Source organism: Corynebacterium hindlerae (assembly GCF_014117265.1).
GTDB classification, from domain to species: Bacteria; Actinomycetota; Actinomycetes; order Mycobacteriales; family Mycobacteriaceae; genus Corynebacterium; species Corynebacterium hindlerae.
In genome coordinates this window covers 638943-655667 of record NZ_CP059833.1, presented here as the reverse complement: position 1 = coordinate 655667, position 16725 = coordinate 638943, and the positions used below count along the sequence as shown (strand labels likewise).

Sequence of the window (16725 nt, the reverse complement as noted above, 5' to 3'; positions counted from 1 at the left end):
TGGAGGACCACATGTCGGAGCAGACCCCGATTTCTCAAGCTGACTGGAACGAGCGCGTGGAGCTCGCCGAGAAGATGATCCCGCTGATCGGCAAGCTGCGTCGTGAGCACAACGTTGTCGTCTCGATCTTCGGCCGTCTGCTGGTTACCGCGACCGAGATCGACATCATCAAGTCTCACCGCTACGCTCGCCGCATCACCGAGCAGGAACTGCCACTGTCCCAGACCCTGCCAATCCTGGAGCAGCTCGTGGACATGAACCTCGGCACCGCTTCCATCGACCTCGGCGCACTGGCCACCAAGTTCGAAGCAGAAGGTGGTGACCTGCGCGCATTCCTCGAGCGTGAGCTTGCCGACGTCATCGGTAATGCCGACGAAACCCCACAAACCGACGTTGTGCTCTACGGCTTCGGCCGCATCGGTCGCCTGCTCGCCCGCATTTTGCTGGCCCGCCAGGCAATGTACAACGGCCCACGCCTCCGCGCGATCGTCGTCCGCAAGAACGGCGACCAAGACCTGGTCAAGCGCGCCTCCCTGCTGCGCCGCGACTCTGTCCACGGCGCCTTTGAAGGCTCCATCACCGTCGACCACGACAAGAACATCATCTGGGCAAACGGCGCACCGATTCAGGTTATTTACTCCTCCGACCCGGCCACCGTTGACTACACCGAATACGGCATCAACGACGCCATCGTCGTCGACAACACCGGCCGCTGGCGCGACCGCGAAGGCCTCGAGCAGCACCTGAAGTCCAAGGGTGTTGCCAAGGTACTGCTCACCGCACCAGGCAAGGGCGACATTAAAAACATCGTGTACGGCATCAACCAGAAGGACATCACTCCAGAGGATCGCGTCCTGTCTGCCGCATCCTGCACCACCAACGCCATCACCCCAGTGCTTAAGGTGGTCAATGACAAGTGGGGCGTCGAGTTCGGTCACGTGGAAACTGTCCACTCCTTCACCAATGACCAGAACCTGATCGACAACTTCCACAAGGGCGCCCGCCGTGGTCGCGCAGCCACCCTGAACATGGTCCTCACCGAAACCGGTGCAGCCAAGGCCGTATCCAAGGCTCTGCCAGAATTCGAAGGCAAGCTCACCGGTAACGCCATCCGCGTTCCGACCCCAGACGTCTCCATGGCAGTGCTCAACCTGAACATGAAGTCCGATGTCACCGTCGACGAAGTCAACGACTATCTCCGCCAGGTATCCCTGACCTCCGTCCTGCGTCAGCAGATCGACTACATCAAGTCCCCAGAGGTCGTCTCCACCGACTTCGTGGGCTCCACCCACGCCGGCATCGTCGATGGCCTGGCCACCATCGCCAAGGGTAAGCAGCTCGTGCTGTACGTCTGGTACGACAACGAGTTTGGCTACTCCAACCAGGTCATCCGTATCGTCGAAGAAATCGCCGGCGCACGACCAAAGGTTCGCCCACACCGCCTCGAGCTGACTGAGGTTTAATATCGGTTGAATTTCTGGTTCTGTTTGACCAAAACAGGGGTAAGTTTTGGCCAGATGGAGCTGGAAATTCAGCACGTAACTAAGCCCGCCACACGGATCCCCTTCCGTCTGGCGGGCTTTTAGGGTTAGTGTGTCCGGCCGAGCGCTTTGTGTTGTTACTGCACCCCTGGGTCTACGGCCACGGCCCCGAAGCTTTTTGCTAAGACCCGGGAAGCATTTCCCGGGTCTTGGGCCGAAATCAGTGAAATAGCAGGTGTGAAGCTTAAAAAATCACCGACACCCGGGGAATGCTTCCCGGGTTTTGTGGGGTTAAGTAAAAAAGTGTGTGCCTTTACCCGATGTTGCGCTTATTTGCTGTGAATACGATTCTGTGCCGCGGCCAGTCCCTGGGTAACGATCAACTCGGCGCCCTCGGCCGCGTCCGCGCAGATGGCTCCTAGATCAGCGGCCTCTTGCACACTGAATGGTTTGAGCACGTAGGAAGCAGGATCTTGTCGTCCGGGCGGGCGGCCGATACCGATGCGGATGCGGTAGTAATCCTTGGTTCCAAGTGTTTGGCTAGTGGACCGCAGGCCGTTGTGTCCGTTTTCGCCACCGCCTTGCTTGAGACGCACCGTGCCGAAGTCCAGGTCTAGCTCGTCGTGGATGACGATGACATGGGTGGGTGGGATTTTAAAGAAGTCGCACAGTGCTCGGATCGGGCCACCGGAGAGGTTCATAAAAGTACGTGGCTTGGCGAGGACCACCTTGGTGTTGGCAATCCGGGTTTCTAAGATGTCCGCGTTTGATTTTTTGTGGACGTTGAATGAGCCCATGTGATCTTCGGCGATCTCATCGATGGCCATGAATCCCACATTGTGCCGGGTGGTTTCGTACCTGGCTCCGGGGTTGCCAAGGCCGACGATGAGGAATGGTTCAGACATGTTCTCTATTGTGGCACATCTGTTGAGGGGTGGGCTGAGGGTGTTTACTCCGACTGTCTGTTCCGAACAGTGGAACAGGGACGTGGATTGTGTTTTGCGGCATTTTAGACTTTCGATACACAAATACCGAGAGTTTAAGGAGCTTGACTTACCATGCCGATTGCTTTGCTGGCCATGTCACACAGCCCGCTTCTTGGGATCAATGAGCTTCCGAAGGATGCTGAGCAGAGTTTGCGCGCTGCGCTGAAATCCGCGAAGGATTTTGCGCGTGATTTTGATCCTGATCTGATTGTGACGTTCGCTCCGGATCATTACAACGGGTTCTTCTATGATTTGATGCCGCCGTACTGCATTGGGTACAAAGCTCGCAGCGTGGGTGATTACAATTCTCAGGAAGGTGAGCTCGATGTTCCTACCGAGCTCGCTGAAGAGATGGCTCAGTTTGTGATCGATAAAGGAATTGATATTGCAATTTCTCGCAAGATGGAAGTCGATCACGGTGCGGTTCAACCTGCGGAAATTGTCTTTGGTGACATTGCTGCCCGCAAGACCGTCCCGGTGTATGTCAACGGATTGGCCCGTCCGTTTGTGCCGATGCAGCGCGTCCGCTTGATGGGAGAGGCGATCGGTGAGTTCCTGAAAGACCGCGATGAGAAGATTCTTCTTATTGCTTCCGGTGGACTGAGCCACGACCCGCCGGTGCCACAGTGGGTGACCGCGAACGAGGAACAGCGGGCATTGCTTCTCGACGGCCGGAACCCAACTCCGGAAGCCCGCAACGCGCGCCAAGAACGCGTGATCAACACGGCTAAGGCGTTCGCTGCCGGTCAGGCTGATATTCAGGATCTGAATCCGGAGTGGGACAAGGAGTTTATGAAGGTCTGCGCGTCAGGTACGCCAGAACTCTTTGACCAGTACCAGGCTGATGAGATGGACAAGCTTGCTGGTCATTCCTCCCACGAGGTCCGCACCTGGGTGGCGGCGTTCTCTGCGTTGGCTGCTGCACATCCTGAGTATGCGGTGGATTACCAGTTCTATGAGCCGATCAAGGAATACATCGCTGGTTTCGGCATTATGACCGCTAGTTAAAGGAAGAAGCTTTTTGATGAACGTAAACTACGAGGCAGTTGCGAAGGAACTCGCTGAGGCGTACACGACCAAGCAGCCAATCACTCCACCTCGAGAGACTCTGCCTGGTTTGGATCTGTCCGGCGCATACCGTATTCAGCAGATTCAGGAGGAAATGCTGGTTGCTGCAGGCGAGAAGATCGCTGGCCGCAAAATTGGGTTGACGTCCCTCGCGATGCAACAGCAGCTGGGGGTCGATTCGCCAGATTTTGGTTTCTTTACCGAGAAGCAGGTATTCCGGTCCGGTGACGTTATCGACGCTTCTCAGTTTATTTCTCCAAAGGTCGAGCCTGAGTTGGGTTTCGTCCTGAACCGTGACCTGCCGGCCACCGCCACTATGGATGAGGTGCGTGAGGCGATCGGGGAGACGTTCCTGGCTGTGGAAATCATTGACTCTCGCGTCCGCGATTGGGACATCAAGCTTGTGGATACCGTTGCTGACAACGCATCCTGCGCTGCGATCGTCTTGGGCAACGTTGCTGAAGAGATTGTTTTTGATGATCTGCCGTCGGTACCAGCAACCATGACCATTGATGGTGAGGTTGCGGGCACGGGCGAAGGTTCCGCTGTAATGGGACACCCGGTTGAGCCTCTCGTGTGGCTCGCCCAGACATTGGGGGAGCAAGGAGTTGGACTGAAGGCCGGCGACATTGTGCTCACCGGAAGCTTCTGTGCCGCAGCACCGGTGATTCCTGGCTCCACCGTTGATGTCGATTTTGGTCGCTACGGCCAACTGAGCGTTTCGTTTAGCTAATTAAAAAAGAATAAGGGGAGAAGATGGCAGAAAAGCTAAAAGCGGCTATCGTCGGGCCAGGAAACATTGGTACTGACCTGCTGATGAAGCTGCAGAAGAATTCCAAGAACGTTGAGCCGATTTACATGATCGGTGTAGATCCTACGTCGGATGGTTTGAAGCGAGCCGAAGATTTGGGTGTCCAGGCGTCGGCAGGCGGCGTGGAATGGATGCTGGAACAGGATGTTAAGCCTGACCTGGTGTTCGAAGCGACCTCCGCGTATGCTCATCAGGCTAATGCGCCCCTCTACCGTGAGGCGGGCATTCGGGCGATCGACCTTACCCCGGCAGCGGTGGGCCCATACTTCTGCCCAGCGGTGAACCTGGATGAGCTGCAGGACGTAGATAACGTCAACATGATTACTTGTGGCGGTCAGGCAACCACCCCGATTGTTGCTGCAGTCTCTCGCGTCATTCCGGTCGAGTACGCCGAGATCGTGGCGTCTATTTCGTCTCGTTCTGCCGGCCCTGGTACGCGTGCCAATATTGACGAGTTCATGCAGACCACTGCGGCAGCGTTGGAACAGGTCGGCGGTGCGAAGAAGGCCAAGGCGATCTTGATCCTGAATCCGGTTGAGCCGCCGATGATGATGCGCAACACCGTGTACTGTGCGTTGCCTCCGGAGGCCGCGGCCCCGGGTGAGCTGCGGGATCAGATTCGCCAATCCATCGAGCACATGGTGGAAACGGTGCAGGCTTACGTTCCTGGGTACCGTCTTACTGCCGAGCCGCAGTTTGATGAGGCTCGCGAAGATTGGCAGGGGTGGGGCCGGGTGACCGTCTTGCTGGAGGTCGCTGGAGCTGCCGATTACCTGCCGGATTATGCCGGAAACCTCGATATCATTACCGCCGCTGCGGTGGCGACCGCCGACCGCATGGTTGATGTGCTGCGTGGGGAAGGAAAGTAACATGACCAAGATTCGTATCAATGACACCACTCTCCGCGATGGTTCCCACGCAGTGCGTCACCAGTACACAGAGGAGCAGGTGCGCGCCGTCGTACGCGCGCTTGACGACGCCGGAATTCAACTCATCGAAGTCACGCACGGCGATGGCCTGGGTGGTTCTTCTTTCAACTACGGTTTCTCCAAGACCAACGAGCTGGATTTGGTGTCCGCAGCCGTGGATGAGGCGAAGCAGGCAAAGATTGCGGTGTTGTTGTTGCCGGGCCTCGGCACTGTGGCCGATCTGAAGGAAGCGCATGCGCGTGGCGCTGGGATGGTCCGTGTGGCGACGCACTGCACGGAAGCAGATGTCTCCATCAAGCACTTCCAGGCTGCCCGTGACCTTGGCATGGAAACCGGTGGTTTCCTCATGTTGTCTCACCGCCTGGATCCTGCCGGCCTAGCTAAGCAGGCCAGGATCATGGTGGACGCTGGCTGCCAGTGCGTGTACGTGGTTGACTCCGCTGGTGCGCTCATCATGGAAGAGGCCAGCGACCGCGTGAAGGCTATCCTGGACGAGATTGGCGACGAAGCTCAGGTTGGTTATCACGGTCACCAGAACCTGTCCTTCGGTGTTGCCAACTCTGTTCTTGCGGTCCGTGCCGGTGCACAGCAGATCGACGGTTCCCTCGCAGGCCTGGGCGCTGGTGCAGGTAACTCTCCGACGGAAGTGCTCGCGACTGCCTTTGACCGCCTGGGGATTGAGACCGGCGTGGATATCCCGAAGATCCTGTCCGCGGCGGAGGACGTTCTTAAGCCTATGGTGCCTCGCCTGCCAGCGATGGACCGCGGTTCGATCGTCCAAGGTCAAATGGGCGTCTACAACTCCTTCCTGCTCCACGCCGAGCGGGCGTCGGAGCGCTACGGCGTACCTACCGCTGATATCTTGCGGGAAGTTGGCCGCCGTGGTTACGTGGGCGGTCAGGAAGACATGATTATTGATGTTGCTGTGGCCCTGAAGAACGCCTAAGCCTTGGCTTGGCCGCTAGCCAGCGTGGATTACGTGCTGGCTAGCGGTTTTTTTCGTTCCTGTTGGCGCTGGAAATTCAGGAGGGACTTGCTTGCGGCGGCACAGGTGCGTCGTAAAGCATTGGCAAAAACGTCGGGTTTAAACTGCGCGGCGTGCCCCGAAATGGACATCGCTGCTACTGCCTGGTTATTTCGGCCGAAAATTGGAGCGGCGATGCAGGACAGGCCGAGTGCGATTTCTTGCCTGTCGTATGCGAAGCCCTCGAGACGAACCTGTTCCAGCTCCTGGCGCAGTTCCTCAGGGTCAGTGATGGTGTAGGGCGTCCATTTCGGAAGACCACGTTGCAGTGCGGACTCGAGTCGGGTCTCGTCCCACGCGAGCAGGGCCTTACCAATTCCCGTGCACACCGCAGGGGCGCGCCCGCCGATGCGGGAAGGGGAGGATACGCGCTGGGCCGAGAACAGCTTGTTCACGTACACCACCTCAGTGCCTTCCAAATACCCCAACTGAACCGTGTGCCTAGTCTGCTCAAACAGTGCAGCCAGGTGAGGAGTGAGTACTTCACTGATCATTTCGGCGGACTCGCTGACCGACTGCTGAGTCAGTTCGAAGCAGAGCGGGCCGAGTCGGTACACATCGTCAGCTCGTTCCACCGCGCCATTGGCCACGAGCATTGCGAGCAGCCGGTGAGCAGTGGATTTGGATAGCTCAGCACGGCGAGCGAGTTCACTCACGCCGACGCCGGACGCGTCATTGGGGCTGAAGCAACGCAGCAAACTGAACGCCTTATCGACGGCGCTGCGGGTGTCTGGCGCAGTAGCCACGGGAGGAACCTCTTTTCATTTTTTCTTACATCGTACTCGGTGGGCGATTCCCAAAAAGTTCGCAAGCGTTGTGACTAACCCCGGGGGTGGCAGTCATTGATTCACTTGGGAAAACCGAGGACCTGGCTAGCTGAGATGTGTTTCATTATCGCCAGCGGGGGTAAGCGCTCATATCAATCGTTCCGCTAGGCGGAACGGCAGTTTTAATTTGACTCACATCGGGAGCAAAGTAATGCCATCACCCAATTGTGAACCGGATTACAAAAAGTCCTGAATGGTCGGTGGATCTCAAATGGGATTCCCCGTAGTAATCAAGGAGGAACTATGTGCACCCCTGACAACCCCATGCCTCGGGCAGGGCTCACCAGGCCGGAAGGCTTGGAGGAGAACCTTGACGTCACCGGCATGGTCAACCCAGAAGGTGGCCTAATCGATCGACGTATCTTCTCTGACGAGAAGGTCTACAACCAGGAAATGCGTCGCATCTTCGCCCGCAGCTGGCTGTTCATCGCGCACGAGGATCAGTTCAAGAAGCCAGGCGACTTCTTCCAGACCTACATGGGCGAAGACCCAGTCATCGCTTCTATGAACAAGAAGCGCGAAATCCGCGTTCTGCTGAACAACTGCCGTCACCGTGGCGCCCGCGTCTGCCGTGCAGACATGGGATCCACCAAAAACTTCACCTGTACCTACCACGGTTGGTCCTACGACCTCGATGGCAACCTCGTCAACGTACCAGCGCAGGAGTCCTACTCGTCCGACTTCAATCTCGCGGACTGGGGCCTGGTGACCGCACCACGTGTCGAAAGCTACAAGGGCCTCATCTTTGCCAACTGGGACAAAGACGCCGAACCGCTGGAAGACGCGCTCGGAGAGATGAAGTGGTACATCGATGCCTTCATGGACCGTGATCCAGAAGGCACCACCGTTGTCGGGGGCGTGACCAAATGGGTTTTGGAAGGCAACTGGAAGCTCGCAGCTGAACAGTTCGCAACCGACTGGTACCACGTCAACATGTCCCATGCATCCGCGCTGATGGTGATGTCTCCAACGGGCAAGGGACCAAAGAAAGAAATCGCGCAGCGTACCGGACGCCAATACACCGACGAACGCGGCAATGGTGCTGGCTTCCCAGTCCACCCGAAGAACCGCTTCGACGCCCAACCAGTACACGAATACTACGACTACGACTTCCTCCGTGAGCGCCTGTCTCCAGAGCAAGTCATGGGACCGCTGACCAACGGTCACGCCACGGTGTTCCCTAACTTCTCCTACCTTCCGGTGAATGGTTCCATCCGCGTCTGGCACCCAAAGGGCCCGAACAAGATGGAAGTGTGGTCCTGGACCGTCCTGGATAAGTCCATGCCCGAGGAAGTACGTCGCGCTCAGCGCCTCTACAACCTCCGCACTTTTGGCCCGTCCGGCATCTTCGAGCAGGACGACGGAGAAAACTGGTCTGAATGCCAGGCCAACGCACACGCGTTCATGGTCGGCAACACCGCGCTCAACTACCAGATGGGTATGGGTACTGAGCAACAGCGCGAAGACTACCCAGGAACCACCTCCGAGCTGTACTCCGATGCAGCAGGTCGTGGCCTCTACCGCAGGTGGCGTGAGCTGATGTCCACGCCAGCATGGCATGAAAACACCGATCAGTAACCGACACCGAACATAGGAGCATACCCATGAGCAATCCCGTCAAAGTAGCCCAGGTCGACGACATCGAGCAGGAGGAAGCAATCGTTGTTTCTCCAGAGACGTCTGGCCACCCAGTAGGCATCGCAGTCTTCCGCACCGATGAAGACGAATACTACGCGCTCGATGACATCTGCACCCACGCAGATGCGTCACTGGCAGACGGCTGGATCGAAGGAAACGAAGTTGAGTGCCCGATGCACTCCGGTCGTTTCTGCCTGAAGACCGGCAAGGTCCTGTGCATGCCAGCATCCGAGGACACCAACACCCACAAGGTTGAGATTCGTGACGATGAAGTGTGGCTCTACCCAGGCACTCCGGCGGAGGCCACCGATGAGTAATGTCACCATCGTAGGTGGCGGTATCGGCGGGTACACCGTGGCTGCGGAACTGCGCAACCGTGGCTTCGAAGGTGCCGTGACCATCATCGATCCACTCGGTTACCCCTACGATCGTCCGCCACTGTCAAAGGAAATCCTGCAGGGCTCCAAGAACGCCGAACAACTTCTGCTCGCTCCGCGTAGCTGGTATGAGGAAAACAAGGTCACCCTGGTCAAGGCAAAGGTGGATCGGATCAAGCCGGAGGAACGCGAGCTCGTTCTCGACGGCGGTGGGACCCACTCTTTTGACAAACTCGTGCTGGCTACCGGTGGGCTACCACGGCCGCTGCCAGCTCCGGGCTTTGATGACCCAGATCTATTCGTGCTTCGTACCACTGAAGATGCGCAGCGTCTGAAGAAGGCCCTGGGCAAAGGCACTCGTTTGGCCATCATCGGCGCTGGTCTGATTGGTGCCGAAGTTGCGTCGAGTGCCCGAGAGTTGGGCGCTGAAGTCACCCTCATCGATCCTGTTCCAGTAGCGCTGGTACCAGCCGTCGGTAAGGAAATTGCCGAGCGTCTGCATGCGCTGCACGCAGCGCACGGCGTTGAGACCGTGGCCGGCTTTACGACGGGCATCCGTCGAGAAGGCGCCACCTTCGTCATCGACATCGATGGCAAAGACACCGTGACTGCAGACGTAGTCCTGGTTGCAGTGGGCATCATCCCAGAAGAAAACCTGGCCAAGTCCGCAGAACTGGAATGCGACGGTGGCGTTCTGGTCGATCATGCTCAGCGCACCACCGCTGACGGGATCTGGGCGGTAGGTGACTGCGCTCGCGTGCGCAATGCCGACGGCACCCTGGAACGACGCCACGAGCACTGGGAGTCCGCAATCTTCGACGCGCAAACCGCTGCCGCTGATATCTGCGGGCAAGAGCTACCAGAGCACGGCGCATCCTGGTTCTGGACAGACCGCTATGGCGTGCACGTGGAAGGCGTCGGCTCAATGACTGCCGAAGGCGAGACCGTGATTCGTCCAGATGAAGAAGGACAACCACAAGTGGTGTTCCGCGTTGCACCGGACAGCACCATCGTTGGTTGCACCGCGTACGACAAGGGAATGGCGGTACGCGCAGCCCGACGCCTGATTGATCGCAAGGTTGTGGTGGACCCCGAGGCGCTTGCTGATCCCGCGGTGAATCTGAAGAAGTTGGCTCGTTAGGCCGCATACCACTGACATACATAAGGGATGATTGAAGATGACTGACTTTCTCCGACGTGAAGACGTCACACTAGGCGATCGGGTCAGCGCTGAGACGTACTACGACCTGCAAAGCTTCTACTTTGAAGAAGCGGATCTGCTCGACGACGGCCGGTACGTTGACTGGCTGGAAAAGTTTGATAAGGACCTGTACTACTGGGCTCCTACCCGCACCAACCGGCTGCGCCGTCAACAGGCACTCAGCATCGCTGGGCCTGAAGAAGCAGCGTTCTATGACGAGACCTATGACTCGTTGGCGTGGCGCATCCGTCGTTTCGACTCCGGCATGGCTTGGGCTGAGGACCCACCGTCCCGCACCCGCCACCTGATCACCAACCTGCAGGCGCACCACGCTACTGACGCCGAAGGCACTGAGGTGATTGAAGCGCGTACCAACTTCCTCGTCTGGCGTACCCGCTTGGAACGCGAGCGCGATATCTTCGCTGGCACCCGCACTGACCTGCTGCGTGTCACCGACGAAGGCTACAAGGTGTTCGATCGACGCATCCTGCTGGACATCAACGTCCTGCCATCTAAGAACATCTCCACGTTCTTCTAAGGCGGTCACCAGATGTCCTTGCAGAACAAAACTGTATTTATCACCGGGGCCGGTTCCGGCCTCGGGGCTGCACTCGCACGTCGGTTCTACGACGCCGGAGCGAATGTAGTCTCGGTTGACATCGACGAAGCACGCGCACAGCAATCCATCAGTGATTTCGACGCTGACCGCGTCCTCGGTGTCGGTGCGGATGTCCGTGACTCAGATGCACTCGCTGCAGCAGTAGCGGCTACGGTGGAAAAGTTTGGCGGAATAGATACCGTCATCCCGAACGCCGGTATCTGGGACTACAACCGTTCCGTCACGCGTCATAACGGCCACGAGCTGGGCCAGATGTTCGACGAGATTTTCTCCATCAACGTCAAGGGATACCTGCTTACCGTCGAGGCGACCTGGCGCGAACTGGTGAAAACACGCGGCTCGATCATTATGACACTGTCAAACGCAGCGTTCTACGCCGCGGGTGGTGGCCCGATTTACACCGCCAGCAAGTTCGCTGACCGTGGCCTCATGTTGGAATTTGCCTATGAACTCGCACCAAAAGTGCGTGTCAACGGGGTTGCCGTTGGTGGTATGAAGACGGACCTGCGGGGCCCAGCCGCCATCGGAATGGAAAACCGCAGCTTCAAGGACACTCTGGAACGTCGCCGTGATGAGGGAAGAAACCCGTACATCCCACTGCACGACATTTCCACAGATCCATCAAGTTTCACCGGACCATATCTGATGCTTGCCGACGACGCAGAAGGCGGCAACATCACCGGCGCCATCATCAACGTCGATGGTGGCATTAGTGCCCGGGGCTTCGCCCAGGCAGCAGGAGGAGATGACCTGTGATTATCACTGGTGTAGAGCATCGTGCTGAAACGATCGACGTCAACCCATGCGCCCAGCTGGTACGCCACGCTACGTACCAGCCGGACCGTGTGGCCATCATCTATGGTGATGAGCAGTTCACCTACGGTGATCTTGAGAAGGTCGTGCGCAAATGGGCTCACTACTTTGAAGAGTCTGGCGTTCGTCAGGGCGATCGCATCGCTTACTTGGGCATGAACTCGAAATCCTTCATTTTCGCCATGCTGGGGGCGTGGCGAGTGGGCGCCACCTTCATGCCATTTAACTTCCGCCTCAGCGCCCCAGAAGTTTCGCAGCTATTGATGCAGGGAACACCGCACAGCGTGGTGGTGGAAGGGCCATACCTGAACCAGGCGAAGCACATCTACGGCATCGAGCGCCACCACGTGATCGTGGTTGACGACGATCCCATAGCAGAACCCGACGGCCGTGTGCCACTGTACTGGAATCAGACCTCCACCATGCCGGAAGCACCAGAACAGGCAGTGCGACCTCGCCCAATGGTGATGACTGACCTGGCATTGCTGCTGTTTACTTCTGGCACCACCGGCCTGCCAAAGGGAGCACAGCTCACTTTCGGCAATCTGTGGTGGAACTCCGTCAACGTGGACACCATGGTGGATTCCCGCCCTGGCGACGTCACCCTGGTGGCGGCCCCATTGTTCCACGTGGGAGCACTGAACTCCTTCGCTATTAAGGCACTGTCTCGGGGAAACACGGTTCTTATCCACCGCGGTTTCGACCCGGCACAGGTACTGAGCGATATTGAAAACCACCAGGTGGGTTCCACATTCATGGTTCCTGCTCAGCTTGAAGCACTCTATGCGCATCCGAATTTTGCTGACGCGAAGCTCGACTCTATGCGCGCCACTATCTGTGCTGGTGCGCCGGTGCCGCCTATCCTCATTCGCCGTTACCTGGAGAAGGGGATTGCTGTACAGCAGGCATGGGGGCTGACGGAGACAGCTCCGTTCGCTACTTATTTGCCGCCAGAGATGACAGAGAAGAAGATCGGCTCCTGTGGCATCCCTATGCCGTACACCGAGATTCGCCTCATGGATCCGGATACCGGTGAGGAAGTGAAGGAAGCAGGCCGGACCGGCGAACTGTGGGTGCGTGGGCCAAACGTAGCGACAGGCTACTGGAACAACCCAGAAGTAACCCAGAAGGCGTACACCGCCGGCTGGTTCCACTCGGGTGACCTTGGCCACCGCGATGAGGATGGCTACTACTACATTGTGGATCGACTCAAGGACCTCATCATTACGGGTGGCGAAAATGTGTACCCAGCTGAGGTGGAGCGCGTCATTGCAGAGCTGGATGGTGTTCGCGGTAACGCCGTCGTGGGACGCCGTGACGACAAGTGGGGTGAAATCGTGGTTGCGGTTATCCAGCCGGACCGTGACGCTGAAGTGAACCTCGAGGATGTGCGTAACCACTGCGAGCGCCACCTGGCTCGCTACAAGCTGCCGAAGCAGCTCTACGTGGTTGAGGAAATTCCACGTAACTCCGCAGGTAAAATCGACAAAATTGCCGTGCGTCAATTCGTGCGTGAGCAAGAGGAGCAGTAATGAACCATATTCTCATTCAAGATTCACCACTGCGCCATACCTACCCGTACGGGAAAGATGACGTGGAACTGGTTTTTGGATCCATCGATGAAATGACCGCAGAAATCCGCGAGATTTTCACCACCAATAAGGCTTGCCGCCGCGTGGTTGTTGCGGTTCCTGAGGGGGACCTCAGCGCCATCGCACAGTGTGAAAAGGCCGGTATGCGCTATGTCTTGGACGTGCAGCTTCGCGACGGCAATGATGTATCACTCATGGTGGCAGAGCCGGATTGGGTAGTTAATCAGCCTAAGAACATGGATGAAATGGAGCTCAAGTGAATTTCAAAGAGCAGTGGGACGATTTCTACTCCCGCGTCGATGACGTAGCTATTACGCTCGGGCTGTACCCGATCTCCGGGTCTAAGGAGGAAGTCCGGGTCGGGATGCCGTTGTCAAAGGAGGTATCCCAACCAGCGGGAATGTTCTCCGCTCCAGCGTTGTTTGGGCTTGCTGATATTTCCGGCACGTGGCTGGCGATGCAGCAGGTGGAACCCGGGGTATTCCCGTTAGCTGTTGCCAGCTCGGTGAACGTCGTCTCGAACAAGAAGGAAGGCGACGCGATCGCAGTGTCCACGATTGTGCGTGCAGGGCGTAGCGTGATCGTCACCGATACCAGCGTGATTTCTTCCGTTGACGAGTCGATTCTAGCTAAGGTGGTCACCACCTATACGGTTCCGGCGCCTAAGAAGTAATTCCGTAAGGTTCACCGTCGCCTATCTCCAGTGTCCTGGGGAGGCGGCGGTTTTGTTGTTTTTGGTTGGTTAAGGGAGCAAAATGTGTGTCCGGTCGGCGTGTTGTCGGTTGTTACTTCACTTCTGGGGGCGTTGATCACGGCCCCTGAAGTTTCTTACTAAAGCCCGGGAAGCGTTCCCCGGGGCTCGGGCCGAAATCAGTGAAATAGCAGGTGTGAAGCCTAAAAGATCACCGAGACCCGGGGAACGCTTCCCGGGTTTTGCGGAGTTAAGCAGCACAAGGGTGCGAACCTGCGGTTCAGACTCCTTCGGGAGATACCTCACGAGCCTGCAGTGTCGGTCATTGCGGTTGAGCTGACAACATAAGCATGGAAGGCCCGGAAGGTTGCTGCGTGTGTGTGATCAGCTTTGGTTTTGGTGGCCGAAGCGTCACCTGGTGGTGCCGTTGTTTTTGCTTTTGTCCCAGGCAGACGGGGCATCGGGGTCGGTTTTTGGTTACCGGAGTTAGGTGACCGCACCTGTTAGTGCAGGTGCGGTATCACTGGCGGTATGGAACAAGATTTGTGGGTTTATCAGGCCTGAAACAATATACAGCACCTGTTTAGATGCCCTGACCTGGCTTTACTGTGGAATTCAGACACACATTTTGTCCCTTAGCCCTTTTTGGGTGCAGCAATCACATTCACCCCATTGTGTTCCAGTCTGTGGAACACCGCTCCCAACTTTGCTGTGAGCGGGGCTACATTTACTTTCAACGATCGGCATAACCGCATTAGGAGGGTAATGTGAGTAAGATTTCAGAATTGATTGATCCAGTAGGCGGCTACGTCTCCGGACGCATTTTCGTTGACGATGACATCTACGCCCAAGAACTCGATCAAGTGTGGCAACGTACCTGGGTCTTCTTAGCCCACGAAACCATGTTGCCCAAGCGAGGAAGCTACATTCAGACCTACATTGGCGAAGACCCAGTGATCGTGGTTCGCCAGAAGTCCGGTGAGGTCAAAGCGTTCCTCAACCAGTGTCGCCACCGGGGCATGCGCATTTGTCGAGCTGACCGAGGAGTGGCGAAGGGCTTCATGTGTTCCTTCCACGGTTGGGCCTACGACCTAGAAGGCAAACTGATCAACATCCCGCATGAGGAGACCGCGTACCCGCAGGGGATCGATAAATCCAAGCTCAGCGCCATTCAGGTTCCTCGGATTGAAAATTACAAGGGATTCATTTTCGGCTCCTGGGACGAGACCATCCCGCCTCTGGAGGAATACCTCGGAAACGCCAAATACTACCTAGATGGTTATGTGGACCGCTACGAGGGTGGCATGGAAGCCATCGCTGTTCACAAGTGGGTTCTTCCCGCAAACTGGAAATTCAATGTTGAACAGCCAACCTCTGACATGCAGCACTCTGAGATTAGCCACGTGTCCGCAGTGGAAGCGCTGTCGTCCGGGTCCGATACCTTCGACCGTAAGAAGGGACGCGAAAAGATCCCGACGGGACGTCAATTCTTCAGCCCGTATGGTCACGGTGGCGCATTCTTCGGCGCCCGAGGCAAGGAAATCCCTAACACGGCCCCTGCGCTGATTGAATGGGAAAACACGGTGCGCGACTCCATTGAGCAACGCCTCGGCGAGTTCCGTGAGGTGCGTGGCCACATGAACGTGTTCCCGAACTTCATGTTGCTGGGCAACTACACCTTCCGCGTGACACACCCACGCGGGCCACACGAGATGGAGATCTGGTCGTGGGCGTTCGTGCCTAAGGATGCTCCGGAGGAAGTTAAGGAAGCAATCCGTGTCGACGTGATGCGTACCTTCTCTCCGGGCGGCATGTTTGAACAGGACGATGCTGAAAACTGGGAGGAGATGCAGCGCATTCTCCGCGGTGCGAAGTCCCGTCAAACGGGTTTCACCTACAACATGCGTGGCGTGCCAGTAGTTCAGGACGACGACGGCTACCCGGGAGGGTCCACTGCACACGTCTATTCCGACAACGCAGCCCTCAATATGTATGGCTTCTACCGAGACCTGATGGAGGGACATTCCTGGGAGGAGCTAAAAGAGATGAGAGGCGGACGCCCGGAGGTGGAGACCGCTGATTTCAGCGCGGTCATGTCGGAGAACACGGAAAAGTAAGGAGAACTGAGGGCATGGACACCACAACGCTGCGAGTTGACGCGGAGACCGAACGCGCAATCACACGCTTCCTTTACGACGAAGCCGAGCTCGTCGACAACATGCGCTGGGATGACTGGCTCACGTGCATGCACCCTGACATCTACTATTGGGCCCCAGTGCGTGAGAATCGCGTCGCCCGTGAGCGCAAAGAAGAGTTCTACCCGAAGGGCACGTCCGTGTACTTCGAGGAAAACCTGGCATTTTTGAAGCAGCGGGTATTCCGGCTGCAAACCCACATGGCATGGGCAGAGGAACCGCCGTCACGCTCACGGCACATGATTTCCAACGTGCGCATCGATGCCCGCGAGGACGGCAATTACAATGTCCGCTCCAATTTTCTGATCTACCGCTCCCGAGGCGAGCGCAGCCAGGACACCATCGCCGGCGAGCGTCGCGATATCATCGTCGCCAACCCGGACGCCCCATTCGGGTTCCAGGTGCTGGAGCGCGAAATCCGCTTCGACATGGCGACGATCCTGGTGAAGAATCTCAGCCTTTTCTACTAACGA

The 16725-nt window shown here is 57.3% G+C and carries 17 protein-coding genes; 15 read left to right on the top strand and 2 right to left on the bottom strand.

Going from position 1 to position 16725, the window contains the following annotated elements; genetic code table 11:
• Nucleotides 1-11: 11 nt before the first annotated feature.
• The gene (locus HW450_RS03185) at nt 12-1463 is read left to right on the top strand and encodes a glyceraldehyde-3-phosphate dehydrogenase (RefSeq protein ID WP_182386572.1); all 1452 of its coding nucleotides are present in this window, start codon (nt 12-14) and stop codon (nt 1461-1463) included.
• A gap of 347 nt (nt 1464-1810) precedes the next feature.
• On the opposite strand, the gene pth is transcribed toward HW450_RS03185, so the two are convergent.
• Nucleotides 1811-2386 (bottom strand): aminoacyl-tRNA hydrolase, encoded by a 576-nt coding sequence (pth, locus tag HW450_RS03180; protein WP_182386571.1) that lies wholly within the window; start codon nt 2384-2386, stop codon nt 1811-1813.
• A gap of 153 nt (nt 2387-2539) precedes the next feature.
• Between pth and HW450_RS03175 the strand changes: the two genes are divergently transcribed.
• The 4 genes from HW450_RS03175 to dmpG are packed head-to-tail and all read left to right on the top strand — an operon-like array spanning nt 2540 to nt 6221.
• On the top strand, nt 2540-3475 hold the full coding sequence (locus HW450_RS03175) for a 3-carboxyethylcatechol 2,3-dioxygenase (protein WP_182386570.1): 936 nt from the start codon (nt 2540-2542) through the stop codon (nt 3473-3475).
• Nucleotides 3476-3491: 16 nt separating this feature from the next.
• Nucleotides 3492-4268: a 2-keto-4-pentenoate hydratase gene (locus HW450_RS03170; RefSeq protein WP_182386569.1), complete on the top strand. Its 777-nt coding sequence runs from the start codon at nt 3492-3494 to the stop codon at nt 4266-4268.
• A gap of 23 nt (nt 4269-4291) precedes the next feature.
• The gene (locus HW450_RS03165; protein WP_182386568.1) at nt 4292-5215 is read left to right on the top strand and encodes an acetaldehyde dehydrogenase (acetylating); all 924 of its coding nucleotides are present in this window, start codon (nt 4292-4294) and stop codon (nt 5213-5215) included.
• Nucleotide 5216: 1 nt separating this feature from the next.
• A complete protein-coding gene (gene dmpG / locus HW450_RS03160) occupies nt 5217-6221 on the top strand; it encodes a 4-hydroxy-2-oxovalerate aldolase (protein ID WP_182386567.1) in 1005 nt (334 codons plus the stop codon).
• A 29-nt stretch (nt 6222-6250) separates the two neighbouring features.
• Here dmpG and HW450_RS03155 read toward each other — a convergent pair whose 3' ends face one another.
• Nucleotides 6251-7045, bottom strand: a complete 795-nt coding sequence (locus HW450_RS03155; RefSeq protein ID WP_182386566.1) for an IclR family transcriptional regulator — start codon at nt 7043-7045, stop codon at nt 6251-6253.
• A 324-nt stretch (nt 7046-7369) separates the two neighbouring features.
• Here HW450_RS03155 and HW450_RS03150 point away from each other — a divergent pair, with 324 nt between their 5' ends.
• The 10 genes from HW450_RS03150 (at nt 7370) to HW450_RS03105 (ending at nt 16722) form a co-directional block, all read left to right on the top strand.
• Nucleotides 7370-8704, top strand: a complete 1335-nt coding sequence (locus HW450_RS03150; protein WP_182386565.1) for an aromatic ring-hydroxylating dioxygenase subunit alpha — start codon at nt 7370-7372, stop codon at nt 8702-8704.
• 26 nt (nt 8705-8730) lie between these two features.
• Nucleotides 8731-9081 carry a non-heme iron oxygenase ferredoxin subunit gene (locus HW450_RS03145; protein ID WP_182386564.1) on the top strand — a complete coding sequence of 117 codons (351 nt, stop codon included), beginning with the start codon at nt 8731-8733 and terminating at the stop codon, nt 9079-9081.
• Complete coding sequence (locus tag HW450_RS03140; RefSeq protein ID WP_182386563.1) at nt 9074-10282, top strand: NAD(P)/FAD-dependent oxidoreductase; 1209 nt, start codon at nt 9074-9076, stop codon at nt 10280-10282. The genes HW450_RS03145 and HW450_RS03140 overlap by 8 nt, the downstream gene beginning before the upstream one ends.
• 37 nt (nt 10283-10319) lie before the next feature.
• A complete protein-coding gene (locus HW450_RS03135; RefSeq protein ID WP_182386562.1) occupies nt 10320-10880 on the top strand; it encodes an aromatic-ring-hydroxylating dioxygenase subunit beta in 561 nt (186 codons plus the stop codon).
• Between the two features lie 12 nt (nt 10881-10892).
• Complete coding sequence (locus tag HW450_RS03130) at nt 10893-11717, top strand: SDR family NAD(P)-dependent oxidoreductase (protein WP_182386561.1); 825 nt, start codon at nt 10893-10895, stop codon at nt 11715-11717.
• Complete coding sequence (locus HW450_RS03125) at nt 11714-13306, top strand: acyl-CoA synthetase (protein ID WP_182386560.1); 1593 nt, start codon at nt 11714-11716, stop codon at nt 13304-13306. Before HW450_RS03130 ends, HW450_RS03125 begins: the two co-directional genes overlap by 4 nt.
• Nucleotides 13306-13626, top strand: coding sequence for a hypothetical protein (locus HW450_RS03120; protein WP_182386559.1), 321 nt, complete (start codon nt 13306-13308; stop codon nt 13624-13626). The genes HW450_RS03125 and HW450_RS03120 overlap by 1 nt, the downstream gene beginning before the upstream one ends.
• Nucleotides 13623-14039 carry a PaaI family thioesterase gene (locus tag HW450_RS03115; protein ID WP_182386558.1) on the top strand — a complete coding sequence of 139 codons (417 nt, stop codon included), beginning with the start codon at nt 13623-13625 and terminating at the stop codon, nt 14037-14039. Before HW450_RS03120 ends, HW450_RS03115 begins: the two co-directional genes overlap by 4 nt.
• Nucleotides 14040-14824: 785 nt before the next feature.
• Complete coding sequence (locus HW450_RS03110) at nt 14825-16174, top strand: aromatic ring-hydroxylating oxygenase subunit alpha (protein WP_182386557.1); 1350 nt, start codon at nt 14825-14827, stop codon at nt 16172-16174.
• Between the two features lie 14 nt (nt 16175-16188).
• Nucleotides 16189-16722 (top strand): aromatic-ring-hydroxylating dioxygenase subunit beta, encoded by a 534-nt coding sequence (locus HW450_RS03105; protein WP_182386556.1) that lies wholly within the window; start codon nt 16189-16191, stop codon nt 16720-16722.
• Nucleotides 16723-16725: the final 3 nt, after the last annotated feature.